This is a genomic window from Brevundimonas balnearis (genome assembly GCF_042434805.1).
In the GTDB taxonomy this organism is placed as follows: Bacteria; Pseudomonadota; Alphaproteobacteria; order Caulobacterales; family Caulobacteraceae; genus Brevundimonas; species Brevundimonas balnearis.
The window spans coordinates 156,108-180,178 of the sequence record NZ_JBHLSW010000003.1; the positions used below are offsets into that span (position 1 = coordinate 156,108).

Here is a 24,071-nt window from a genome sequence, read left to right on the forward strand (position 1 = left end):
GCACGAGGTCTATCGTTCGCGGACGAAGTCGACAATGTCGATCCGCGAAAGCTGACCCCCGACATATCCGGCACGCGCTAGCACGATGATCTCCGCTCTGCGCTGAGCAGCCGCCGTATAAGGATTCTCCGGCTGTTCGAAACGTGGATCGGAAACCTTGGCCATGAGGTATCCGTCGCGGTCGGGATTCTCGATGCTCAAGCCATTGGTATGGAACCTGAAGCCGTCGGTCTTTAGGGCCATCTCGCGAAGCGGCTCCCATACGACTTCCCCGGCGGCTCTGATCTTGTCGGCTTCTTCGGCGTCGACATGGACACTGGGCGCGTCAGCGGGCGAGAAAGTCGCTGTAGTTACAGAGCGACCCACCGGGGCTACATACTGCTCAAGTGCCCGCTGCTGCTGCGGAAGCATCTCACGCATTAGGTCGAGATAGGCCATACGCTCGTCGTGCAGTCTGGACGCAGCAGCATCGGCAGAAGCAATCTGCGCTAGTCGCTCTTCGTGAAAGCGAGCCTCCGAAGCATCCCGGGCAGCTAGGTGTTCGCGATTCAGGTCAGCTAACGCCTGTAATGCCGTCTCCGCGATGTCGGGTCGCCCGCTAAAGGTCGCCTTCACGGCTGCCATCCATTCGCTGATGTGCGTGCCTACAACCTGTTGTGCAATCGGCAAGCCGAGCTGCAACATCCAAGCGTGATCCTGAAGTCCTCCAAGGAAATCGTAAGACCCCGCCTGCGGCTGGCGAACCTTCGCGATTACCGGAGCTCGCTCGCCGCGCTTTGGTGAGCGCCCATGGATGAGCAGGATGAGTCCATCCGAGATAATCTTGTCGGCACCTTGGAGCGATGCACCAAGCATACGCATGTCCATAACGTGACGATCGGCGTCGCGCCGTCGTATGTCAGCCGAAACAGCGGCTCCGCCATGTCTGATCCCTCCAACCCTTTGCGAAAGTGGAGGCAAAACCTGAGATCGTCGAGACTGAGACCTAGACACAGCCAAGTTGTGGCGGAGCGCTGCGTCGTTAACGGACGCACCGGGGCACCTATTGGCGGCTGCTGAGACCGAAATGGCTCGCGCCCCGCAGCGCCTCACCGCCTGCCAAACAGCCTTTCCAAATCCGCCAGCTTCAGCTCCACATAGGTCGGGCGGCCGTGGTTGCACTGGCCTGAGTGCGGGGTGGCCTCCATCTGGCGCAGCAGGGCGTTCATCTCGGGCGCGGTGAGGACGCGGCCGGAGCGAACGGAGCCGTGGCACGCCATGGTGCCGCAGACCTCGGCCAGCCGCTCCTTCAGCGACAGGGCCGCGCCGTGCTCCGACAGGTCGTCGGCGATGTCGCGGATCAGCCCCTGGACGTCGACGGTTCCCAGAAGCGCCGGGGTCTCGCGCACCAGCACCGCCCCGCCGCCGAAGGGCTCGACCACCAGGCCCAGCTCGGCCAGCTCGTCGGCCCGGGCGACGACGCGGTCGGCCTCGGCCGGGTCCAGCTCGACCACCTCGGGCGCCAAGAGCGCCTGCCGGGCCACGGCGCCCTCGGCCATCTGGGCCTTCATCCGCTCATAGACCAGCCGCTCGTGCGCCGCGTGCTGGTCGACCACCACCAGCCCGTCGCGCGTCTGAGCGACGATGTAGTTGGCGTGCAGCTGGGCCCGGGCGGCGCCCAGGGGACGGTCGATGTCGGGACGGTCGATGTCGTCCTGAGCGGCGAGGGGCGCGTGGCGGGTGGCGAGGTCGGACGCCGCAGGGGCCGGCTCCACCCTCGCACTGGGTTCGGACAGGCCGGGCAGGGATTGCGGCGCGGGTCGGGCCCAGCCGGTCCACCCGCTGAACCCCTGGGCCGACGGCGTGCCGGGGCTGTAGGCGGGGGCCCCCGCGCCGGGCCGGAACCCCGCCAGGGCGTCCGCCGCCACGGTCGTGGAGGCGCGGTGGCCGGCGGCGGCGAGCGCATGCCTCAGGGCCCCGACGATCAGGCCGCGCACCAGGGCCGGGTCGCGGAACCGCACCTCCGCCTTGGCCGGATGCACGTTCACATCGACCAGCATGGGGTCCAGGTCCAGGAACAGGGCCGCCGCCGGGTGCCGGTCCCTGGCCAGGAAGTCGGCGTAGGCGCCCCGGATCGCGCCTTGCAGCAGCCGGTCGCGCACCGGCCGGCCGTTGACGAACAGATACTGGTGCGCCGCATTGCCCCGCGAATAGGTCGGCAGGCCCGCATAGCCGGACAGGCGTAAGGACTCCCGCGTCTGGTCGATCAGAAGCGCGTTCGCCTCGAAGTCGCGACCCAACAGCGCCGCCAGCCGCTTCAGCCGCCCGGCGTCGCCCGGATGTTCGGCGGGCAGGCGCAGCGTCGTCCTGCCGTCCAGCGTCAGGGTGAAGGCGGTGGCCTCATGCGCCATGGCCTGGCGCTTGATCTCTTCGGAGATGGCCATGGCCTCGGCCCGCTCGGACTTCATGAACTTCAGCCGGGCGGGGGTGGCGTAGAACAGGTCGCGCACCTCGACCCGCGCGCCGTGGGGGCCGGGGAAGGCGGCGGGGGCGGGGGCCCTGGCCTGACCGCCCTCCACCGAGATGGCGAAGGCGTCCTCGCATCCCTTCGCCCGGCTGGCGATCGACAGCCGCGCCACCGAGCCGATGGAGGGCAGGGCCTCGCCCCGGAAGCCCAGGGTGAAGATGCGCAACAGGTCCACGTCGCCCGCGTCGTCGGGTTCGAGCTTGGACGTCGCGTGGCGCTCGATGGCCAGCGGCAGCTCGTCTCTGGGAATGCCCTTGCCGTCGTCGGCGACCAGGATGCGGCTCAGGCCCCCGCCGTCCGCCTGCACCTCGATGGCGCGCGCCCCGGCGTCCAGCGCGTTCTCGACCAGCTCCTTGATGGCGCTGGCCGGCCGCTCGACCACCTCGCCGGCGGCGATGCGGTTGACGGTCTCGGGCGGAAGGCGGCGGATGGGCATGGGGCGGGGATCATCCCCTGATTCTGCTGCGCCTCAGCGCGCGTCCATGACGATGCAGGTGGAGGTGGCCGACGCATAGAGCTTGCCGTCCGGGCCGGTCAGGCGGCCCTCCGCGAAGCCCGCGCGGCGGCCGACCGACAGCACCTTGCCCTCGGCGCGGACGGGGCCGACCTCGGGCGTCAGGGGCCGGTGATAGGCGACCTTCAGCTCCAGCGTCGTATAGGCCTGGCCGGGGTTCAGGGTGGAGTGGACGGCGCAGGCGACGCAGGAATCCAGGACCGTCGCGGCCCAGCCGCCATGCACAGTGCCCATGGGATTGAGGAAGGCCGCGGTCGGCCGCCCCTCGAACACCACCCGGCCGGGCTCCACCTCGATCAGGCGATAGCCCAGGCTGATCGCCATGGGGATGTCAGGGCGACGCCCCTCCATGACGGCGCGAAGCGTCTCCACGCCGGACTCGGAGAAATCGACGGGCGAGTCTGTCATGGAACGCTCCGGATGAGGTGCGTTCAGAATAAGGACGCGGTCCGGCGGCGCAACCCGGGATCAGAGGCCGGGCAGCTTGAAGCCGCGGTCGTCGCGCGGCTGGATCGTGATCGACCGGTTGCCGCCGGTCAGGGCCTGCAGTCGGGCCTGCTCGCTGGAGGCGTCGATGGTGACCGCGCCCTCCGGCCCGTTCACCACGGTCGCGGTCTGGGTCGAGGGATCGTCGCGACGCCAGAACAGCAGCCGGCTGGCGAAGTTCTCTTCCTTGTGGGCCAGATCGCCGAACTCGTCGTCGATGACGTAGCGGGCCAGGGGGTCGGCGCGGTCGCCGCCGGCGGCGGTGACCAGGGCCTGCTCACCCGGCGTGCGGGTCACGGCCTGACGCTGGCCCAGCAGGATCTGACGCGCGGCGCTCTCGGGGGCCAGCTCCTGCGGCCGGGGCTCGCCTGGCGAGGGCGGACGCAGGCCGTATTCGGGCGGCACGGTCAGCGGCGCGGTCGAGACGGTGACGAACTCGTCCGGCACCACCTTGGTCAGTCCGATGCTCTGGCGCATGCCGCTGGAGCAGGCGGCGGTCGTCAGGGCGGCGGTGGCGACGATCGACAGGGCGGCGAGGCGGCGAAGGGTCATGGCGGTCGGGCGGCCTTTGGCGAGCGCCCACGAGAACGGGGCGACAGTATTCAGAACGGGCTGATTACGACTTTTCGTGGGCCGCGCCAACCTGAGCCGAGGCTTCCGGACGCAGGCTGTCGAGGATCAGCAGGACGACGCCCACCGTGATGGCGCTGTCGGCGACGTTGAACACCCAGGGGAACAGGCCGGTGTCCGAGAAATCAATGAAATCGACGACGTAGCCGTACTGAATCCGGTCGATGACGTTGCCGATCGCCCCGCCCATCACCAGTCCGATGGCGCTGATCAGGGTGCGCCGCTCGGCCCGGACGGCCCAGACCGCCAGGGCGATCGCCACGATGATCGAGAAGACCGTCAGCGCCCAGCGCGCGGACCCGCCGCCCAGCAGGCCGAAGCTGACCCCGGTGTTGCGCACCATGGTGAAGTCCAGCACGCCCGGAATGACGCTGGCGAACAGATAGCCGTCGGGGATCAGGCGCGAATCCGCCACGTCGGCGGAGCCCAGGATCATGGCCTTGGTGATCTGGTCGATCACGATGACGGCGAGGGCGAAGCCGTAGGCGGCCCAGGCGATGCGGGGAATCCTCATGGCGCGGCGACTAGCAGGAACCGGGGCCGTGGCGCTAGGCCAGAGTCGCTTGGGCCAGAGTCGCTTGGGCCAGAGTCGTCAGGGACGCGTCGCGACGACGGGCGGGATCAGGTCGGTGAACACGCCGTCCAGCCCCGCCGCCCAGGCCGCAGCGGCGTAGCCCGCCAGATCGCCGGGCGTCGAAGCGTAGGCCGGGCTCGCCGGATCGCCCCGGCGGAAGTCCTCGGGCAGGAACAGGGCCTCGGGCCGGAAGGTCCAGGCGATGACCTTCAGCCCGGCCGCATGCGCCCGGGCCACGAGGTCGGTCGGCGGGCGCAGCCGGTTGTCGGCGCCGCGCGGCAGGACCAGCGTCGCCTCCACGCCGATCGCGTCCGCGTAGCCCGCGACCCGCCGCAGACCTTCGTCCGTGATCATGTCGGCGTAGCTGAGCTCGGGCCGATCCGCCGGCCCGCCGACCGGAGAGATGAGCTGAAGCAGCCGGGTGTCGATGCTGTCGTCGAGGGTCTCCAGGGCGCCGACCTCGAAACACTGCACCAGGATCGGGGCCTCCGCCGAGGTTAGATCGTTGGCCCGGAGCACCTCTACAAGCGCCTGTTCCAGGGGCAGGCCCAGGGCCGCGAAATGGGCCGGATGCTTCAGCTCGGGCGCCACGCCGATCACCCGCCCCGTACGGCGCGTGGCGTCGGCGGCGAGATCGAGCACCTCCTGGAACGTCAGGATCGGCTCCTCCCCGCCAAAGACGGCGCTGGCGGGCCTGAGCGCCGGCAGCCGCTCCCGGGTCCTCAACGTCTTCAGTTCCGCGAGGGTGAAATCCTCGGTGAACCAGCCGGTTACGGCTCGACCTTCGATCGTCGCCGCACGCCGCCGGTCGGCGAACTCGGGGCGTTCGGCCACGTCGGTCGTTTCGGAGATCTCGTTCTCGTGGCGGACCACCAGAACCCCGTCGCGGGTGATCACCAGGTCGGGCTCGATGACGTCGGCGCCCTGCTCGATCGCCAGCAGATAGGCGGCGCGCGTGTGCTCCGGCCGCTCGGCCGAGGCGCCCCTGTGCGCGATGACGAGCCGGTCGGGCAGCGGCTCGGGCGAGGCGGTCTGGGCCACGGCGGGCGCTCCGGCGAGGACGAGCAGCAGGGTCAGGATGAGGCGGATCATTCGCCGACGCTACAGCGGGCGTGTGACGCTCAGCCCTCCTTCGCCGTCGCCTTCTTCTTCGCCGCGGGCTTCTTGGCGGGCGCCTTTTTCGCCGCCTTCTTCGGGGCGGCGCCGGCCTTGGCCGCGATCAGGGGCAGGGCGGCCTCCAGCGTCAGACCGTCCGGATCGACGCCCTTGGGCAGGGTCGCGTTGACCTTGCCCATCTTGACGTAGGGGCCGTAACGGCCGGCCATCACCTGGATCGCCTCGCCGGTCTCGGGGTGGGCGCCCAGCTCCTTCAGCGGCGCGGCGGCTGAACCGCGTCCGGGACGGCCGGCCCGCTTCTCCGCGAGCAGGGCCACCGCCCGGTTCAGCCCGACCTCGAACACCTCCTCGATGTCCGACAGGTTCGCATAGGTCCCCGCGTGCGCGACGAAGGGACCATAGCGGCCGAGACCGGCGGTGATCGGCTTGCCGTCCTCGGGGTGGGCCCCGACCTCGCGCGGCAGGGCCAGCAGGCGCAGCGCCCGCTCCAGGTCGATCGAGGCCGGCGACCATCCCTTGGGCAGTGAGGACCGCTTGGGCTTCTCCTCGCCGGGCGCGGCCATTTCGACGTAGGGCCCGAAGCGCCCGATCTTCAGGTGCACGGTCTCGCCGGACGCCGGATCGACGCCCAGCTCCCGGTCCCCGCCCTCGGCCGCGGCTCCTTCGGCGTCGGGCGCGGAGACGGCGCGAGTGTACTTGCACTCCGGATAGCGGGAACAGCCGATGAAGGCGCCGAAGCGGCTGGTCTTCAGGCTCAGCTGGCCCTGGTGGCACAGGGGGCACTCGCGCGGGTCGGTCCCGTCGCCCTTGTCGGGGAAGATGTGCGGACCAAGCGCCTCGTTCAGGTGATCGAGGATGGCCGTGGTGCGCAGCTCGCCCGCGGCCTGGGTCGCCGCATGGAAGTCGGTCCAGAACTCGCGCAGCAGAGCCTTCCAGTCCAGGTCGCCGGCCGACACCTCGTCCAGCCGCGTCTCCAGGGCGGCGGTGAAGTCGTACTCGACCCACTTCCTGAAGAACTGCTCCAGGAAGGCGGTGACCAGTCGGCCCTTGTCCTCCGGGATGAACCGGTTCTTGTCCATGCGGACATAGGCCCGGTCGCGCAGCGTCGTCAGGATGGAGGCGTAGGTGGAAGGCCGGCCGATGCCGAGCTCCTCCAGCTTCTTGACGAGGGTCGCCTCGGAATAGCGGGGCGGCGGCTCGGTGAAGTGCTGCTCGGTGCGGATCGCCTGAACCTTGGCGGTCGCCCCTTCCTTCAGCGTCGGCAGGCGGCCGTCGTCGTCCTCGTCGTCCTCGCCGCCCTTCGGGCGGTCGTCACGCCCTTCCTCATAGACCGCCATATAGCCGTCGAAGGCCACGACCTGGCCGGTGGCGCGCAGGCCTGTACGGCCGTCCGGGGTCTCGATGTCGACCGTGGTGCGGTCCAGCCGGGCCTGCTCCATCTGGCTGGCGACGGTGCGCTTCCAGATAAGTTCATACAGGCGTTGGAGATCGGTCTCGAGCCGCAGCGAGCCCGGATGCCGGGTCAGGTTGGTCGGCCGGATCGCCTCGTGCGCCTCCTGGGCGTTCTTGGCCTTGGCCTTGTAGTAGCGAGGCTGATCCGGGAGGTAGGCGGGCCCGAAGCGATCGCCGATGACATCGCGGGTCTGGGCCAGGCCCTCGGGACTGATCGCCACCCCGTCGGTCCGCATGTAGGTGATCAGGCCGCCGGTCTCGTCGACCCCCTCGTACAGCTTCTGGGCCGCCTGCATGGTGCGCTGGGCGGTGAAGCCGAGCTTCCTCGCCGCCTCCTGTTGCAGGGTGGAGGTGGTGAAGGGCGGTGGCGGGCTTTTCCTGACGGGCTTCTTCTCGATCGACCGGATCGTGAAGGCGCCGGACTGGATCGCGGCGCGGGCGGCCTGGGCGGTCGCTTCGTTCTGGATATCCAGACGCTGGACCCGCTTGCCCTCGTGCTTGACGAGGCGGGCCGTGAACGGCGGACTGTCGGCGATCAGGTCGGCTTCGACCGACCAGTACTCCTGGGGCCGGAACCGCTCGATCTCCATCTCGCGATCGACGACGATGCGCAGCGCCACCGACTGCACCCGTCCGGCCGAGCGCGCGCCCGGCAGCTTGCGCCAGAGCACCGGCGACAGGGTGAACCCCACCAGATAGTCGAGCGCGCGCCGCGCCAGATAGGCGTCGACCAGCTCCATGTCGATCTGGCGCGGATTGGCCATGGCCTCCAGCACCGCGCCCTTGGTGATGGCGTTGAAGGTGACGCGCTGGACCTCGGCGTCCTTCAGGGCGCGCTTCTTCTGAAGCACTTCGAGCACGTGCCAGCTGATCGCCTCGCCCTCACGATCGGGGTCGGTCGCGAGGATGACGCGGTCCGAGCCCTTGGCCGCCTCGGCGATCTCCGACAGTCGCTTGGAGGCCTTGGCGTCGACCTCCCAGTTCATGGCGAAGTCCTGGTCCGGCAGCACCGAGCCGTCCTTCGACGGCAGGTCGCGGACGTGGCCGTACGACGCCAGGACCTTGTAGTCCGGCCCCAGGTACTTGTTGATGGTCTTGGCCTTGGCGGGGCTCTCGACGATGACGAGGTTCATTTGGGCGGCGTGCGTCCGGGGCGGGTCGGGGAGGGGCGGGAACGTGGTTGGCGCGACGCCGGGTGTCAATCGCGGCGACTGGCCAGCCTCGCCCGAGGGTTGAAATTCGTTCTAAAGTTGTGTCATGGTTAAGTTCTTCAATCAGAAAGGGTCGCGCATGTCCGCATCGCACGCCTTTGATCTAAACGCCGAGGATACGCCCCCCCTGACCCCGGATGACCCCTTTCCCGTGCGCAGCTATATTGGAACCATGGCGTCGGAGCTCGCGCTGATGGCGCGATCCGTGGGCGAGGACGAACTCGCGGACACCCTGGCGCGGGCCGCGCGCCAGGCCGGCGGCTGAACGTCTAGGCGCCCAGCCGCTCCAGCGTCAGCGCCAGGTCGTCGAAGTCCGTCGCGACGTGCCGGGCCCCTTCGGTGAGCATCTCATCGACGGTGTGAAAGCCCCAGGCCACGCCCAGCCCCGTCGCGTCCGCCGCGCGCGCCATGCGCATGTCATGCCCGGTGTCGCCGATCATGACCGTGGTCAACGGGGTGGCGCCGCAGGCCTTCATGGCGGCGATGAGCATGGCCGGGTGCGGCTTTCCCGGCCCGTCCTCGGCGCAGTGGGCCGATATGAACATGTCGCTCCAGCCCGCGCGGGCGAGATTGCGTTCAAGACCCTTCCGGCTCTGCCCGGTGGCGAGGGCCAGGCGCCAGCCGTCGCGATGAAGGCGGCTCAGCAGCTCGGCGGAGCCCGCATAGAGCGGCTCCTCGTGTCCGGCGTCGTACATGCGGCGAAAGCTGGCCTGGAAAGCCGCGACGAAGTCGGCCAGCTCGGCGTCGGTCAGGTCGGGCTCGAGCATCCGCAGGGCCTCGTGAAGGCTCAGGCCCACGATCCGGCGCACCCTGTCGTAGGACGGTTCCGGCAGCCCCAGGGCCCGGGCGGCCTCGGTCGCCGCGCGATGGATCGAAGCGCGGCTGTCGACCAGCGTGCCGTCGATGTCGAAGACGGCGAGCGGTCTCATCGCCGCTTCAGCCCCGCGAACGGATCATCCGGCGCCTCGTCCTCGTGAAAGCCGAAGCGGTCGAAGCCGGTGCGCAGCTCGGGCGAGATCGGGGCCTCGACGATCAGGCGGCCGCCGCCCGGATGATCCAGCTCGATCCGACGCGCGTGCAGCTGCAGCTTCAGCGGGCCGGACAGCTCGGCGGACGTCTCCGAACCATATTTCAGATCGCCCAGGATCGGATGCCCGATGGCGCTCATGTGGGCGCGAAGCTGGTGGGTGCGTCCCGTGAAGGGCCTCAACGCCATCCAGGCCGCCCGGTGCGCGGCGCGGGAGACGGTGGCGTACCCGGTCTCGGCGGCCTCGGCGCCGATCTCCTTGGGATCGGCCGGCCGCATCATCTCGAAGTCGTTGCGGCCGCTTTTCTTCAGGGCCATGTCGATGAGGCCGGTCGTCGGCTTGGGCGCGCCCTCCACGATGGCCCAATAGGTCTTCTTCGCCTGGCGCCGGGCGAAGGCGCCCGCCAGCCGCTTCGCCGCTTCCGGCCCCTTGCCGAGCAACAGCACCCCTGAGGTGTCCCGGTCGAGGCGATGCACCAGGCGCGGCCGCTCCAGCCCCTCGCCCCAGGCCCCGAGCAGACGATCCAGATGGCGCGTCGTCTTCGTGCCGCCCTGCACGGCCAGTCCCGCCGGCTTGTTGAGCGCGATGACGAGCTCGTCCTCGTGCAGGACCAGCGATCTGACGAAGGCGACGTCGCGGTCGCTGAGATCGTCCTTGCGGCGCTCGTCCGGAGCGACCGCGTCCGGCAGCGGCGGCACGCGGATGGCGGCGCCGGCGGTCAGGCGCGCCTCGGGCTTGATGCGCGCCCCGTCGACGCGGATTTGGCCCGACCGGGCGAGCTTCTGGACCTGGATGTGGCTGAGGTGGGGCCAGCGTCGCTTGAACCAGCGGTCCAGCCGGATGCCGTCCTCCGCCTCGGCGACATAGAGGGTCTTCACCTCGCGACTCATGCCGCCGCTCCGAACAGCCGCCGGGCCATCACCAGTCCGGCGAGCAGGGCCGCGACGGACAGCAGGACGGAGGCGGCGACATACCCGGCCGCCATGGTCCAGTCGCGGCGCTCGACCATCGCGACGACCTCCAGGGAGAAGGCGGAGAAGGTGGTGAACCCGCCCAGCACGCCGACCGCCAGGAACAGTCTCAGGCCCTCGTCCCCCGCCGACCTCGCGGCCAGCCAGCCCACCAGGACTCCCATGAGCGCGCCGCCGAGGACGTTGACGGCGAAGGTCGCCCAGGGCCAGGCGGCGCCGGGGATCAGGCGGCCGGCCAGGACGGACGCGCCGTATCTCAGGCTCGCGCCCAGGGCGCCCCCGCTGGCGACGAGCAGAAGACGTGTCATGATCGGGCTTATACCCGCTTCGTCCCCGGTCGAAAGGCGCATCGATGCAGGATCTGGCCCTCGCCGTCGCCCACCATCTGCTGGTGTTCACGCTCGTGGCCACCCTGTTCGCGGAGCGGTCGCTCCTGAGAGCGCCCCGGCTGGACGTTCGAGGTCTCGCGAGGCTGGACGCCATGTACGGCGCGGTCTCGGTGCTGGTGCTGTTGGTCGGCGCCGCGCGCGTCGTCTGGGGCGGGAAGGGGTGGGCCTTCTACGAGGCCAACCCGTTCTTCTGGGCCAAGATCGGGACGTTCGTGCTGATCGGCCTCGCCTCCGTGCCCCCGACGCTCGCCTTCATGAAGTGGTCGCGCGCCGCCAGGACGGACGCCGCCTTCGTCCCCGACGCACGGGTGCTTTCAGGGGTGAAGCGATGGACCCTGGTCGAGCTGGCCCTGTTCGCGCCGCTTCTCGGGTTCGCCGCGGCCATGGCCCGCTGGCCGTTCTGACCGAAACTTCACTTGCCAGCCGTCGAGGTTAACGGCGATAGCTTCGCCTGTCGGGAGAACGCCGTGCGGCGTGGAGCCCGGCTGCCCTAAGCTGGAGTCTGGGAGCGGGTGAGCATGGCGCAGGAAGAGACCCCACAGGCGAACACCGATGCGGCGACCACGCCGGCGGCGCCCGTCGCGCCGCCGCCCGGCGCCGCCGACCTTCCCGACCGCGAGGCGCCGCCGGCCAGGCCCGAGCGCCCGGCCTCCGGGCTGCGCGGTCCCGACGGCATCCTGCGTCCGATCCAGGACAGCGAGTACTTCGCCCTTGACGATGCGTCCGAGGCGATGGTGTCGGCGCACATCGACGAGTACTTCAACCAGCCGCTGGACATCTTTCCCTTCTGGGAGACGGGGCGGAAGCCGGATCGCTTCCACGTCCTGTTCGCGCGTCAGATCGAGGAACGCTTCCCGATCGACAGGGACCTGCGCGCGAACATCCACGACTACGGACGGCGCGTGTTCAGGGCTCTGATGGTGCACATCGGGGTCAAGCGTCTCAATCAGGGGCTGGCGCTGATCGCCTTCGCCCTGCTCGCCACGCTGGGGCCCACCTGGTTCGCGACCTGGACCAACTCCGACCCGATGGGCCTGGGTCTGGCCGTCGTGGCCATGCTGCTCGTCTCCGGACTGTGGTTCGGGATCCAGGCCATCCTTTTCGTCCAGTACCGGTTCCGGCTGGAGAACGACTCCTATGAGCTCTCGCGCGAGATCGTGCAGCGAACCCGTGAGCTGCAGAACCTGTTCACCTCCGCCCGCGCCATGGCCGACCAGGCCGAGACCCAGTACCAGATGGACGGGAAGGGCTGGGGCAAGCGCGCGCTGTATCTGACGCGACTGACGATGTGGATCGGGGCCCGCATGGAGTATCTGGAGAAATACGTCCAGATGGAGCTCTGGCGTGTCCGCCGGGAACGCTACTGGAGCATCTGGCTGGCGCGGTTCCTGACGCCGCTGGTGTTCCTGATCTGGCTGGCCTTGTTCGCCATCGAGGCGCCGCCGGCGAACGAGCTGGCCTTCCGCGGCCTGCAGGCCCTGGCGGTCGTCCTCGGCCTCATCGTCAGCTGGCTGTCCTACGTGCGCTGGCGCACGCCGACGGAAGCGATCCAGGACAAACTGGGCGTCGAAGGCTGGGTCCGCTACGCCTCGCTGGACGTCGACAACGCGGTCGCCGATCAGGTCCGCCGCGACAAGGAACGGCTGGTCGAATACCGCGCCCTCACCCGCGGAAGATGATCTCGGGAAGCGACGCGGAGCCTGACCGACTCCGCGCCGTTGATCCTCACTCCGGGGCGTCGAACCTGAGCGGGATCGACACCTGGGCGCCCGCGACGGGCTGGCCGTCGACCGTCTGGGGGTTCATCACGAAGTAGCGCGACAGCCGCTCGGCCGCGCGACCGAACCCATACCCGGCGGGGGTCTCCTCCGTGACGCGGCACCCCGTCACGGACCCGCTGGCGGTCACCGCGCAGTTCAGGGTCGCCGATCCGCTGACGCCCCGGCTGAGGGCGCCCTCGGGAAAGGCGCGGGCCAGCTGGTCGCCGGTCGGGCGCCGCCGCCAGTCCGGACGGGCGATCACCGGCGCGGGGCGCGGCGTCGCCACCTCGATCGGCGTGCTGACGACCTCAGTACCCGCAGGTTCGGCGACGGCGACGAGGTTGATCGTCGGCCCGGGCGCGGGCGGCGCGTCCGTCGGGGCCGCGGCGATGGTCTCGGTGGGCAGGGTCGGCGGAGCCGGCCGATTGAGGGACGCCGTGGGAGCCGCCTCGGCCGCCGCCGGCTTGGGCGGTTCGACCAGGCGCTTGAGGACCACGACCGTGGGCGTCGGCTCGGGCGGCGCCGGGATCGGCTCGGCCAGTTCGAACCGCTGCGTGTAGAGCACCACGCCGAGGGCGGCGTGCGCCAGCACCGATCCCGAGATGGCGAGCACCATCCATCGCGGCATCGGCTTTCGTCGTTCGGCGTAATCGATCGGACTGACCAGACCGGGACCGCCGGCGGTACGGATCATCATCACGCGTCTCCTCCACAGGTCCGCCGTTGATCGGCGGTCCGGAAAGTGCGCGCTCCAGTTGCGGCAGGATTGCGGCGGTTAACGTCGCGTCAGGCTGGCAAGCATTTGTTAACCATGGTTACCGACCCTCGATCTCATGACGGTCGGTGCGATCAATGGATCCGGCGGCGTCGAGGCCGCCATTCGGCGCGCGGCCTCGACGACGGGCGTGGACTCCGACTTTCTGATTCGCACGGCGCGGCGCGAAAGCAGCCTGAACCCGAACGCCCGGGCGCGCACCTCCAGCGCCGCGGGGCTGTTCCAGTTCATCGAACAGACGTGGCTGGCGACGCTGAAGCAGCACGGCGCCAAGCACGGTTACGGCCAGTACGCCGACCTCATCCATCGGGGCGGCGACGGGCGCTGGCAGGTGCGGGGAGCGGCGCGCAACGTCATCCTCGACCTCCGCTTCGACCCCCAGGCCGCATCGGTGATGGCCGCCGAGTTCACGGCCCAGAACGCCGCCTATCTGCGTGGCCGCACGGGGCGCGAGCCCGGCGCGGGCGAGCTCTACGCCGCCCACTTTCTGGGACCGGCGGGGGCCGCGAGCCTGATGGAGGCGATGGCGACGCGGCCGGGGTCGAGCGCGGTCGCCCTGTTCCCCGACGCGGCCCGCGCCAACCGCTCGATCTTCTATCGTAACGGCCGGTCGGCGACGGTCAGCGAACTGGCGGCCAACCTGTCGCGCATGGCCGGGGACGGCGCGCCGGCCGCCGGGGCGGGGTCATCGCCGCCGCCGCAGGACGCCGAGGCGCTGAAGGCCCAGGCGCTCGCCGCGCGGATGGATCGCTTGCGTCAGGACCAGACTCTGCTGAGCCTGCTGGTCGAGCAGGATGACGGGGGCGCGTTCCGCAAGGCGTTCGGAACCGGCGACGCGGCGTAGTGAACACGTCGTTAAGCATGGCCGCGCCATCCTGAAGTCCAGGAGCATTCGCCATGACCGCCTACCGTTCCAAGCTGACCGACCTGGACATCCGCCGGCTCGTGAAGGCCACCGACGAGGACGAGCGCGCGTCCGCGGCCCATAAGCTCTGCCGGACCATGGAGCTCGCCGATCTTTCGACCGAGGAACGGGCGGCGGCCGAAAAGATTCTGCGCCTGCTCGCCGACGACGCCGCGGAGATGGTCAGACGGGCGATGGCCGTCACCCTTAAGGCGTCCAACCTCATTCCGCGCGACGTGGCGCGCAAGCTCGCCGCCGACGTCGACAGCGTGGCCCTGCCGATCATCGAGTTCTCGCCCGTGTTCAGCGACGCCGACCTGATCGAGATCGTTCGCGCGGGCTCGACCCTTCGGCAGACCGCCGTCGCCGCCCGCCCCAGGGTCTCGCGGGACGTGGCCGAGGCGATCGCGTTCGAGGCGGCCGAGCCGGCCGTGCGCATGCTGGCGTCCAACGACAACGCCGACCTCAGCCGCATCGCCATGGACGCGGCGCTGGATCGGTTCGGCGCCTCGCGCGACGTTTCGACGGCCCTGGCCTATCGCGCGGCGCTTCCGCTCGAAATCAGCGAGCGGCTCATCGGCCTGGTGAGCGACCAGGTCCGCGACCACCTGATCGCGCGTCATTCGGTGTCGCCGGAGACCGTCATCAGGCTGGCGACCGACGCCCGTGAGCGGGCGACGGTCGATCTTCTGGACCAGGCGCGCTCGGCGGAGGACATGCAGGCCTTCTGCGCCCGACTGCGCGCGCGCAACGCCCTGACGCCGTCCCTGCTGCTCCGCGCCCTGGCGACGGGCGCCATGACCTTCTTCGAGCACGGCGTGGCGGAGTTGGCGGGAACGCCGCACGCCAGGGCGTGGCTGATGGTCCATGACGCCGGGCCGCTGGGGCTGCGCGCCATCTATGATCGCGCGGGCCTGCCGCCACGTCTGTTCGCGGCCTTCCGGGCCGGGGTCGACACCTGGCGGGGCCTGCAGGCCGAGGGCGCGCCCCTCGACGCCGAGGCGTTCCAGGAGAAGATGCTGCAGCGTTTCCTCACCCAGCGACCGCAGGCGTCGCGAGACGACGTGTCGTACCTCATGGATCGGCTGGACAAGGTCTCGGCGGTCGATGTCCAGGATCGCACGGCGGCCTGAGCCGCCGAGCCGGCCGTCGGGCCGTCCCTGCCTCAGCCGAGCTGGCTGACGCGTTGCTCCAGCTCTTCGGCCAGGGCGCGCCCGACCGGATGCTCGTCGGACTGGATCTGGTCGCGCACAACCGCCTTGATGGCGTCCACATGGGCGTCGATGAGGGCCACCGGAGCCGACAGGCGTCGCGCGGGATCGTCCAGCATCTTGCACAGCGAGCCCGCCAGGCGCGTCACCAGCGGGTACTGGTAGGTGGTCCCCAGGCCCTTGAGATCATGAGCGCGGAAGTAGAGTTGCTCGGCCGTCTGGGCGTTGAAGCCCTGCGTGCGGATCGCCGTCTGCGCCGCGTCCAGCTTGGTGATCTCGTCCTGCAGCCACTGGCCGAACTGGGCCGACATGGCCTTGAGCGCCTCCTCGGCCTTGGCGATGGCGCTGGCGTCGATGCCCCCGCCGATCTTGGCGCGCAGGGGGTTCGGCGGACGGATCACCTGGGCGGACGAGCTCATGGCGGACTCCTTGGATTCAATGGGGCCACTGTGGCCCGATGCGCCCTAAGAAACCGTTTCGAGGTCAGCCTTCGAACTGTTCGGCCAGCACCCGCTCCTCGAAGGAGCGACCCGCGTCGAACAGCATGGTCAGGGCGATGTCGCGCCGTTCGCGGACCTCGACGACGCGCGCCCGGCGGACTTCGGTGCTGTCCGCCACGGCGCTGACCGGGCGCTTGTCGCCTTCGATGACGTCGAAACGCACCCGGGCGCGATGCGGCAGGAGCGCTCCCCGCCACCGCCTCGGGCGAAAGGCGCTGATCGGCGTCAGGGCCAGAACCTGCGCGTCCAGCGGGATGATCGGCCCGTGCGCCGAGAGGTTGTAGGCGGTCGAGCCGGCGGGCGTGGCGACCATGCAGCCGTCGCAGCTGAGCTCGTCCAGACGCACCCGGTCGTCGACGCTGATCCGTAGCTTGGCGCTCTGCCGGGTCTGGCGCAGCAGGGACACCTCGTTGATGGCGAGCGCCGTCTGGTGCTCTCCGGCCTCTGTCCAGACGTCCATCTGCAGGGGATGGATGATGGCGCGGCCGGCGTTGACGACGCGCTCGATGAGGCCGTCTTCCTGATAGTCGTTCATCAGGAAGCCGACCGAGCCGCGGTTCATCCCGAACACCGGCGCGGGATGGTCCAGCGTCTCGTGAAGCGTCTCGAGCATGAAGCCGTCGCCGCCCAGGGCGACGATGACGTCGGCGTCCTCGCGTGGATGAGACTCATACATGGCCGAAAGCCGGGCCAACGCCTCCTGGGCCTCGGGACGGTCGCTGGCCCTGAAGGCCAGACGGGGAGGGGAAGCGGCGGAGGTCACGCGAAGAACCAACCGCAGGGGCCGGTGCCTGTCAAACGATCAGGATCAGGTCGCGGCGGCGGCCGCGAATCTCGCCTTGAACTCGCGCCGCGCCTGCTCAGGCGACCTGGGGACGCGGGGAACGCGAGGGTCGCCGCCCGCCGGAAGCCCGCCGGTGAGCCGGCGCAGTTCATCGAGCAGCGCGGGAAGAACGGCGCGGTCCATCCCAGCCGCGTTGCACGCGAGCGCGAGCAGTTCGGGCGTGTCGGCCCGTACGGCGGTCCGCACGTGCTGCACCGGGAACCCGCCGAGCGCGGCCAGGGCGTGCTCGAACAGACAGACGTTCTGCTCGCGCAGCGCCCGGATCGCATAGCCGGCCCGGAGTTGCCCGCTCTGCATCAGTTTCGCCACCAGCCGCCGATCCATCTCGTCCCGCTGGGCGGCGGTGAGCTTCGGGGGCTCAGGCTCCGGGTGCGTCACGGCCTGCGTCGCCGCCCTGACGGCCGTGTCCAGTTTCTCCGCGTCGACGTTGAAGCGTTCGCCGATCGCCTGGCGCAGGGCGGCGCCCACCCATTCGTAGAGCTGGGAGGCGAGCTGATTCGACAGGCGGGGGTGGCGGACCAGCGGGGCCCGGAGCGCCGCGACCCGCTTGGAGTGCTCCACGAGCCGCGCCAGGCTGGCCTCGGTGACCTCCGCCGTGCCGTTAGAGGCCAGGGCGGTCAGCACCGCCGGTTCTCCGCGATCGATGATATGATCGACCAGCCGCCCGCTCAGGGCCGGACGACGGGCGACCTCGATCTGATGCTCGAGGGTCGCCTCGATCAGGATCTTCAGAAGCTGATCCTCGCCAAGGAGCGGGTTGGCGGCGATGATGGGGCGGGCGATCTCGATCTCGTCGAGGGCCAGCATGTTGATGAGCGCCACGGGGGCCCAGTCGGCCTCCGCCAGCTGTCTGGCGAGGCTTCTGCGGATATCGCGTTCCGCCTGGCGGACCAGGGTGACGAAGATGTCGGAAAGCAGGTTGGACTGACCGGCCGCCGCACCGGGGCTGGTCCGGCACAGGGTCGTCAGGGCCAGCAGCAGTCGCTCCCGGTCGCTGGGGTTCCGGCTCCGCGCCAGGGCCAGGAGATCGATCTGGCGCTCCGTCGGCTCGGCCGGCTTCAGCGGGACGACTGCGGACACGGGCGGCTCCGGCGCTTGATAACGGCCAAGGTATGATTCCGTTATGGTGAAGGGGTCGTTAAGGCCGCCGACGCTTGACGCGTGCGGACGGCGGCGAGACGTTGAGCCGGTCAAGGAGATGAAGAGATGGCCGACGGCGCCGCCCCCTCATTGAAGTCCCGCGTGTCCGAAGCGGAGTGGCGGACCCGGGTCGATCTCGCCGCGCTCTACCGGCTGGTCGCCCTGCAAGGATGGGACGACATGATCTTCACCCATATCTCCGCGCGGGTTCCGGGGCCGGAGACCCACTTCCTGATCAATCCGTACGGCTTCTACTTCGACGAGATCACCGCCTCGTCGCTGGTGAAGGTCGATCTGGACGGCAACGTGGTCCAGGAAACCACGAACTTCATCAATCCGGCGGGCTTCACCATCCATTCCGCGGTGCATGCCGCGCGCGAGGACGCGCATTTCGTGATCCACCTGCACACCGACGCCGGGGTGGGGGTGGCCGCGCAGAAAAACGGACTCCTGCCGATCAGCCAGAACGCCTGTCTGCTCCAGCACCAGGTCGCCTATCACGGCTACGAGGGCTTGGCCCTGAACCACGACGAGCGCGAACGTCTCGTGGCCGATCTTGGCGACAAGCCCCTGATGCTGCTGCGGAACCACGGCACCTTGGCCGTCGGACGCACGGCCGCCGAGGCCTGGATCGGGATCTACTTCCTCGAGAAGGCGTGCAAGCAGCAGGTCGCCGCCTTGTCCGCCGGGCCGGACCAGGTCCTGATCGCGCCGGACGCCGCCCAGGCGGAGACGAAGGAGCAGGGCAAGGCGATCGGTTTCGTGGCCGGCCTGGCCTGGCCCGGCGCCCTCCGGCAGCTCGACCGCCGCCTGCCCGGATACGACGTGTGAAGACCGTCGCGGCCGCGTTCCTGTTCGCGGCCGCCACGACGCCTTGCCTGGCCGGGGCCTGGACCCAGCCGGCGGGCGGCGGGCAGGTGATCATCAAGTATGAGGACGTGCGGGCTGACGACGGATTCGACCCGGACGGGGCTCGGGTTCCGCTGCCGGCGGAACGACGCGAACGGTTCGCCTCGGTCTTCGCCGAGTACGGCCTGTCCGACAGGGTGACGCTGCGCCTCAGGACCGACCTGCAGTCGGGAGAGGACGCCTTCGTGGACTACGAGGGGCGGGGCCCGCTGGAGGTCGGCGTCAACTGGCGGCTTCACCGTGGAGCCACGACCGCCGCCGCCCTCTACGTCGGCTTTTCCCAGGGCGGGGAGGGCCGCAACGCCGGCTACGCCGCGCCGGGCGAGGGGGATCGCGACGCCGAGGTTCGGCTCGCCGTGGGGCGCTCCTTCACCGCGCTCCCCGGCCCCCTGGCCCGCGCGTCCGCGTCAGGGGCGTTCGTGGAGGCCCAGGTCGCGCGGCGCGCCCGCGACGGTCTGCCGGACGAGGCGCGACTCGACCTGACCGTCGGGGTCAGACCCGATCCGGACTGGCTTCTGCTCACCCAGGTCTACGCCGGCGCCGCCGATCAGGACGGACCCCGGTGGGTCAACCTGGAGGCCAGCGCCGTGCGACAGTTCGGCCCCTGGCGTCTCCAGGCGGGATGGCGCACCTCGCTGGCCGGACGGGAGACGCCCGCGGCTCAAGGACCGGTCATCGGTCTCTGGCGCAATTTCTGAGTCTGCGACAGTTCCGCGCGACGGACGCGAGGGCGCGCCGCGTTGAAGATGTTTTGCGTTGTCATGCGCGGACCCGCGCATTAGCTCCGGCGGCCTCTCGGGAGTTCTGAACCTTGATCAAACGCCATTTCCTGCTCGCGGGCGCCGCTGTCCTGCTGGGCCTCATGGTCGTCGCCGTCGTCCTGCGGCTGGCGTTCGCCAGCGAGGGCGAGGGGGGCGGCCCCGGCGGTCCCGGCGGGCGCGGGGGCGGGCAGGTGGTTTCGGCGGTGGCCGCCGAGCCCCGCACCTTTTCCGACGAGATCCGCGTCATCGGCGTCGCGCGCGGCGACCGGTCCCTGAACATCACCTCGCCGACCAGTCAGCTGATCACCCGCGTCTATTTCGAGGACGGCCAGCGCGTGCGAGCGGGCCAGCCGCTGATCGAGCTGCAGGCTCGCGAGGAGGAGGCTCAGGTGCTGGAGGCGCAGGCCCGGGTGTCCCAGGCCGAAAGCCAGTACGAGAGGTATCGCGAGCTGGGCGAGCGCGGCTTCGCGCCGGCCCAGATGGTCGAACAGTACCGCACTGAACTGGAGACCGCCCGCGCGGCCCTGGCCGCGGCGCAGGCCCGTCGCGGCGACCGGATCATCCGCGCGCCCTTCCCGGGCGTCATGGGTTTGTCGACGGTGACGCCGGGGACCTATGTGGCGCCGGGCGCCGTCATCGCCACGCTCGACGACATCGACACCATCCGCGTCGATTTTCCCGTCCCCGCGCGCTACCTCGGCGTCCTGCGGGTCGGGGCGCCGCTGACCGCGACGGTGGACGCCTACGGCGACGCCCCGTTCACCGGCCGCATCGCCCTGATCGATACGCGGGTGAACGAGCAGACGCGCTCCGTCACCGCCCGCGCCGAAATCCCGAATCCCGGCGGACGCATCCGGCCCGGCATGGCGGTGCGGGTCGCGGTGGCCCAGGGCGAGCGCCAGGCTCCCGCGGTGCCCGAGGCGGCGGTCCAGTACGAAGGGGAGGGGGCGTTCGTCTATCGCATCGCGCCGGGTCAGAACGGATCGACCGCCCAGCGGGTCGAGGTCGAGACGGGTATGGTGTCCCAGGGCTTCGTGGAGATCGTGTCCGGCCTGAACGTCGGCGATCGCGTGGTCGGATCGGGCCTGAACCGCATCCAGCCCGGCGCGCCGATCCGCACGGCGGATCAGGCCGGCGCCCAGCGGAGCGCACGCTGATGATGCTCTCCGACGTTTCGGTCCGCAGGCCGGTCTTCGCCGCCGTGGCGGCGATCGTGCTGTGCGTGATCGGCGCGGCGGCCTTCCTGTTCCTTCCGGTGCGGGAGCTGCCCGACGTCGACCCGCCGATCGTGTCGGTGTCCACGAGCTACGCGGGCGCCTCCGCCGAGGTGATCGAAAGCCGGATCACAGAGCCGATCGAACAGCAGGTCGCCGGCATCCAGGGCATCGAGCGGATCAACTCCACGAGTCGTGACGGCCGCTCCAGCGTCAACATTGAATTCTCGCTGGACCGCAACATCGACGACGCCGCCAACGACGTGCGCGACCGCATCTCGCGCGTGCTCGGCAACCTTCCGGACCAGGCCGATCCGCCGGAGGTGGCCAAGGCGGACTCCGACGGTTCGCCGATCATGATCCTGTTCCTGCGCTCGTCGGAACTGAACCGGCTCGAACTGACCGACTACGCCGACCGCAACCTCGTGGACCGTTTGGCGACCGTGCCGGGCGTGGCCAACGTCAACATCTACGGGGAACAGCGCTACGCCATGCGGGTCTGGCTGGACCCCGACGAACTCGCGGCGAGGGGGCTGACCGTCACGGACGTGGAGACGGCGCTGCAGAGCCAGAACGTCGAGCTGCCCGCCGGCCAACTGGAGTCCGCCCAGAAGGACTACACCGTCCGGGTCGCCCGCCAGTACGCGACGGCCGAGCAGTTTCGGCAACTGCCCATCACCGCGCGTGGGGCGGCGCCCGCGACGATCGCCGTCGCCGGAAGCGGCGCCGCGATCCAGGCGCTGCCCAGCGGCCCCGGCGGAGCGCTGCTCAACAGCGCCGCCTATGTCACGCGCCTCGGCGACATCGCACGCGTCGAGGAGGCCCCCGAAGAAGACCGCCGCATCTTCCGCGGGAACGGTCTGGATCAGATCGGTCTCGCCATTCAGCGGCAGGCTCAGTCGAACGATCTGCAGATCTCCGAAGGCGTCCGCGATCTGATCGAAGAGCTTCGGCCCAGCCTCCCTGCGGGCACCGAGCTTGAAATCGGCACGGACAACTCGGTCTTCACCAAACACGCGATCGAGGAAGTCTGGATCACCATGGGCATTTCGCTGGCGCTGGTGGCGCTGGTGAACTTCCTGTTCCTCGGCACGCTGAGGGCCGCGCTGATCCCGTCGATCGTGGCCCCGATCTGCATCCTGTCGACCTTCATCATCCTGGCCCCGCTCGGGTTTTCGCTGAACCTGCTGACGCTGCTCGCCCTCGTGCTGGCGATCGGTCTTGTCGTCGACGACGCCATCGTGGTGACGGAGAACATCCAGCGTCGGATCGATCACGGCGAGCCCCCCCTCGTGGCGGCCGAGCGCGGCGCCCGCCAGGTGTTCTTCGCCGTGGTGGCGACGACGATCGTGCTCTTGTCGGTGTTCGCGCCACTGATGTTCCTGCCGGGCTACACCGGCCGGCTGTTCGTGGAGCTGGCGGTCGCCATCGCCGCTGCGATCGCCTTCTCGGCCTTCCTGGCGCTCAGCCTTTCGCCCATGCTGGCGTCCAAGATTCTCCGGCCGGCCTCTGGCGAGGGTTGGGTGAGCCGGCGCATCGACTACGCCATGGACCGGGTCCGCTCCAGCTACCAGGCGTCGCTGGAGATGCTGATCGGCAAGCGGGCCGCGGTGATCGGCGTCGCCGTCGTTATCATCGGCGTCCTGGCCGGCGCCGCGGCCATGTTCATGGCCCTGCCCAGCACCCTGGTGCCGGATGAGGATCGCGGGCGCGTGATCATTCGCGTCCAGGGCCCCGAGGGCGCCGGATTCAACTACACGCGCGACATCATGCTGGGCCTGGAGCCCATCCTGGCGGAGTACCGCGAGGCCGGCGAGGCGGACAACTTCCTGATCTCGGCGCCCGGCTGGGGCGGCAGCGGGTTCAACTCCGGCAACGCCATCCTCAACCTGGCGGACTGGAGCGACCGCGATCGGGACGCGGCGTCGATCGCCCAGGAGATCAACGGGGCCCTGCGCGCTCAGCCTGACGCGCAGGTCAACGCCTCGACGCCGGGCGCCTTCCAGCGCGGCGGCGGCGGCGGCTCGAACTCCGTCGAGATGATCGTTACCGGGGCGGAGTACGAGGACATCTATTCTTGGGTGCAGCCGGTTCTGGCGGCGGCCCTCGCCAATCCGGGCTTCTCGCGACCGCGCTTGAACTACGAGCCGAACGCCCCGCGGCTGCTCGTCGACGTCGATCCCGAAACGGCGGCGGCGCTTGGCGTATCGGCCCAGTCGGTCGGCCGCACGCTGGAGACGCTCTACGGCTCCCGGCGCGCCACGACCTACATCAAGGGCGGCCAGGAGTATGACGTCATCCTGCAGACCGAGCGCGACGACCGCCGCAATGTGGCGGACCTTGAGGCCCTGTATGTGAACACCGGGGCAGGGGGGCTGGTGCCGCTCTCGGCCGTCGTGAACACCCAGACCAGCGGAGACACGCCGGACCGGCGGCGTCTGGACCGGCAGCGCGCGATCACCCTCACCGCCGACCTGAATCCCGGCACCACCATCACCGACGCCGTCGCCTTCCTGGAGGAGGTCGCCGCCCAGCAGCCCCAGGGCGTCGTGAACCTTCAATGGGGCGGGACCGCGCGTGACCAGCGCGAGGCCGGCGGGGCGGTCGCCGCCGCCTTCGGCCTGGCGCTGCTGCTGGTGTTCCTTGTTCTGGCGGCGCAGTTCGAGAGCTGGATCACGCCGGCGGTCATCATGCTGACGGTGCCGCTCGCGGCGGCCGGCGGCCTGTTCGGCCTGGTGATGGCGGGCTCGAGCCTGAACATCTACTCTCAGATCGGGCTGATCATCCTCATCGGCGTGGCCGCCAAGAACGGCATCCTGATCGTGGAGTTCGCCAACCAGTTGCGCGACCAGGGCCGCTCGATCCGCGAGGCGATCATCGAGGCCTCGACGCTCCGGCTGCGGCCGATCATCATGACCTCCATCGCCACCGCCTTCGGCGCCCTTCCGCTGGTGCTGTGGCAGGGGGCGGGCGCCGGCAGCCGCCAGACCATCGGCGTGGTGATCTTCTCGGGCGCCATCTTCGCGACCCTGCTGACGCTGTTCGTCGTCCCGGTGATCTACGGCCTTCTGGCCCGTTTCACCCGGTCGCCGGAGTACACCGCCCGCAAGATCGAGGAGTGGGAGGCCGAGGAGCTGGCCGCCAACGATCCCCGTCCCATGGCCGCGGAGTAGGGG

23 protein-coding genes are annotated in these 24,071 nt (G+C 70.0%); 9 read left to right on the forward strand and 14 right to left on the reverse strand.

Annotated features, from left to right (window positions below):
- Positions 1-9: 9 nt before the first annotated feature.
- The 7 genes from ACFFGE_RS01815 to topA form a co-directional block, all read right to left on the reverse strand.
- Positions 10-1,161 (reverse strand): DUF7946 domain-containing protein, encoded by a 1,152-nt coding sequence (locus ACFFGE_RS01815; protein WP_446680605.1) that lies wholly within the window; start codon positions 1,159-1,161, stop codon positions 10-12.
- The gene (gene mutL / locus ACFFGE_RS01820) at positions 1,089-2,942 is read right to left on the reverse strand and encodes a DNA mismatch repair endonuclease MutL (RefSeq protein WP_376833730.1); all 1,854 of its coding nucleotides are present in this window, start codon (positions 2,940-2,942) and stop codon (positions 1,089-1,091) included. Before mutL ends, ACFFGE_RS01815 begins: the two co-directional genes overlap by 73 nt.
- Before the next feature lie 33 nt (positions 2,943-2,975).
- On the reverse strand, positions 2,976-3,428 hold the full coding sequence (locus tag ACFFGE_RS01825) for a PaaI family thioesterase (protein WP_376833732.1): 453 nt from the start codon (positions 3,426-3,428) through the stop codon (positions 2,976-2,978).
- A 60-nt stretch (positions 3,429-3,488) separates the two neighbouring features.
- Positions 3,489-4,058: a DUF3035 domain-containing protein gene (locus ACFFGE_RS01830; protein WP_376833734.1), complete on the reverse strand. Its 570-nt coding sequence runs from the start codon at positions 4,056-4,058 to the stop codon at positions 3,489-3,491.
- Positions 4,059-4,122: 64 nt separating this feature from the next.
- On the reverse strand, positions 4,123-4,650 hold the full coding sequence (gene lspA / locus ACFFGE_RS01835; RefSeq protein WP_376833736.1) for a signal peptidase II: 528 nt from the start codon (positions 4,648-4,650) through the stop codon (positions 4,123-4,125).
- 78 nt (positions 4,651-4,728) lie between these two features.
- Complete coding sequence (locus ACFFGE_RS01840) at positions 4,729-5,802, reverse strand: glycerophosphodiester phosphodiesterase family protein (protein ID WP_376833738.1); 1,074 nt, start codon at positions 5,800-5,802, stop codon at positions 4,729-4,731.
- Between the two features lie 29 nt (positions 5,803-5,831).
- A complete protein-coding gene (topA, locus tag ACFFGE_RS01845; protein ID WP_376833740.1) occupies positions 5,832-8,411 on the reverse strand; it encodes a type I DNA topoisomerase in 2,580 nt (859 codons plus the stop codon).
- A 157-nt stretch (positions 8,412-8,568) separates the two neighbouring features.
- On the opposite strand from topA, the gene ACFFGE_RS01850 reads away from it, so the two are divergent.
- Complete coding sequence (locus tag ACFFGE_RS01850; RefSeq protein WP_376833742.1) at positions 8,569-8,754, forward strand: hypothetical protein; 186 nt, start codon at positions 8,569-8,571, stop codon at positions 8,752-8,754.
- A gap of 4 nt (positions 8,755-8,758) precedes the next feature.
- Here the strand turns inward: ACFFGE_RS01850 and ACFFGE_RS01855 are convergent, their stop codons facing one another.
- The 3 genes from ACFFGE_RS01855 to crcB are packed head-to-tail and all read right to left on the reverse strand — an operon-like array spanning position 8,759 to position 10,796.
- Positions 8,759-9,418, reverse strand: coding sequence for an HAD-IA family hydrolase (locus ACFFGE_RS01855; RefSeq protein WP_376833744.1), 660 nt, complete (start codon positions 9,416-9,418; stop codon positions 8,759-8,761).
- The gene (locus ACFFGE_RS01860) at positions 9,415-10,407 is read right to left on the reverse strand and encodes an RluA family pseudouridine synthase (RefSeq protein ID WP_376833746.1); all 993 of its coding nucleotides are present in this window, start codon (positions 10,405-10,407) and stop codon (positions 9,415-9,417) included. The genes ACFFGE_RS01855 and ACFFGE_RS01860 overlap by 4 nt, the downstream gene beginning before the upstream one ends.
- Entirely contained in the window at positions 10,404-10,796 is a 393-nt protein-coding gene (gene crcB, locus ACFFGE_RS01865; protein WP_376833748.1) for a fluoride efflux transporter CrcB, read from the reverse strand. Before crcB ends, ACFFGE_RS01860 begins: the two co-directional genes overlap by 4 nt.
- 44 nt (positions 10,797-10,840) lie before the next feature.
- On the opposite strand from crcB, the gene ACFFGE_RS01870 reads away from it, so the two are divergent.
- Positions 10,841-11,281 carry a DUF2214 family protein gene (locus ACFFGE_RS01870; RefSeq protein WP_376833750.1) on the forward strand — a complete coding sequence of 147 codons (441 nt, stop codon included), beginning with the start codon at positions 10,841-10,843 and terminating at the stop codon, positions 11,279-11,281.
- A 114-nt stretch (positions 11,282-11,395) separates the two neighbouring features.
- The gene (locus ACFFGE_RS01875; RefSeq protein WP_376833752.1) at positions 11,396-12,556 is read left to right on the forward strand and encodes a hypothetical protein; all 1,161 of its coding nucleotides are present in this window, start codon (positions 11,396-11,398) and stop codon (positions 12,554-12,556) included.
- A 46-nt stretch (positions 12,557-12,602) separates the two neighbouring features.
- Here ACFFGE_RS01875 and ACFFGE_RS01880 read toward each other — a convergent pair whose 3' ends face one another.
- The gene (locus ACFFGE_RS01880) at positions 12,603-13,334 is read right to left on the reverse strand and encodes an energy transducer TonB family protein (protein ID WP_376833754.1); all 732 of its coding nucleotides are present in this window, start codon (positions 13,332-13,334) and stop codon (positions 12,603-12,605) included.
- A 136-nt stretch (positions 13,335-13,470) separates the two neighbouring features.
- Here ACFFGE_RS01880 and ACFFGE_RS01885 point away from each other — a divergent pair, with 136 nt between their 5' ends.
- Both ACFFGE_RS01885 and spbR read left to right on the forward strand, forming a co-directional pair.
- On the forward strand, positions 13,471-14,256 hold the full coding sequence (locus ACFFGE_RS01885; RefSeq protein WP_376833756.1) for a transglycosylase SLT domain-containing protein: 786 nt from the start codon (positions 13,471-13,473) through the stop codon (positions 14,254-14,256).
- A 53-nt stretch (positions 14,257-14,309) separates the two neighbouring features.
- The gene (gene spbR, locus ACFFGE_RS01890) at positions 14,310-15,449 is read left to right on the forward strand and encodes a SpbR family protein (RefSeq protein WP_376833758.1); all 1,140 of its coding nucleotides are present in this window, start codon (positions 14,310-14,312) and stop codon (positions 15,447-15,449) included.
- Between the two features lie 32 nt (positions 15,450-15,481).
- On the opposite strand, the gene ACFFGE_RS01895 is transcribed toward spbR, so the two are convergent.
- The 3 genes from ACFFGE_RS01895 to ACFFGE_RS01905 all read right to left on the reverse strand — a co-directional run bounded on the left by ACFFGE_RS01895 (position 15,482) and on the right by ACFFGE_RS01905 (position 17,951).
- Positions 15,482-15,946 (reverse strand): Hpt domain-containing protein, encoded by a 465-nt coding sequence (locus tag ACFFGE_RS01895; RefSeq protein ID WP_376833760.1) that lies wholly within the window; start codon positions 15,944-15,946, stop codon positions 15,482-15,484.
- Between the two features lie 64 nt (positions 15,947-16,010).
- Positions 16,011-16,790: an NAD kinase gene (locus ACFFGE_RS01900; protein ID WP_376833761.1), complete on the reverse strand. Its 780-nt coding sequence runs from the start codon at positions 16,788-16,790 to the stop codon at positions 16,011-16,013.
- Positions 16,791-16,835: 45 nt separating this feature from the next.
- On the reverse strand, positions 16,836-17,951 hold the full coding sequence (locus ACFFGE_RS01905; RefSeq protein WP_376833763.1) for a DUF2336 domain-containing protein: 1,116 nt from the start codon (positions 17,949-17,951) through the stop codon (positions 16,836-16,838).
- Positions 17,952-18,077: 126 nt separating this feature from the next.
- Between ACFFGE_RS01905 and ACFFGE_RS01910 the strand changes: the two genes are divergently transcribed.
- The 4 genes from ACFFGE_RS01910 (at position 18,078) to ACFFGE_RS01925 (ending at position 24,068) form a co-directional block, all read left to right on the forward strand.
- Positions 18,078-18,842, forward strand: a complete 765-nt coding sequence (locus ACFFGE_RS01910; RefSeq protein ID WP_376833765.1) for a class II aldolase/adducin family protein — start codon at positions 18,078-18,080, stop codon at positions 18,840-18,842.
- The gene (locus ACFFGE_RS01915; protein WP_376833767.1) at positions 18,839-19,618 is read left to right on the forward strand and encodes a hypothetical protein; all 780 of its coding nucleotides are present in this window, start codon (positions 18,839-18,841) and stop codon (positions 19,616-19,618) included. The genes ACFFGE_RS01910 and ACFFGE_RS01915 overlap by 4 nt, the downstream gene beginning before the upstream one ends.
- Before the next feature lie 113 nt (positions 19,619-19,731).
- Positions 19,732-20,838: an efflux RND transporter periplasmic adaptor subunit gene (locus ACFFGE_RS01920; RefSeq protein ID WP_376833769.1), complete on the forward strand. Its 1,107-nt coding sequence runs from the start codon at positions 19,732-19,734 to the stop codon at positions 20,836-20,838.
- A gap of 2 nt (positions 20,839-20,840) precedes the next feature.
- Positions 20,841-24,068, forward strand: coding sequence for an efflux RND transporter permease subunit (locus tag ACFFGE_RS01925; protein WP_376835184.1), 3,228 nt, complete (start codon positions 20,841-20,843; stop codon positions 24,066-24,068).
- The last annotated feature ends 3 nt before the right edge of the window (positions 24,069-24,071 follow it).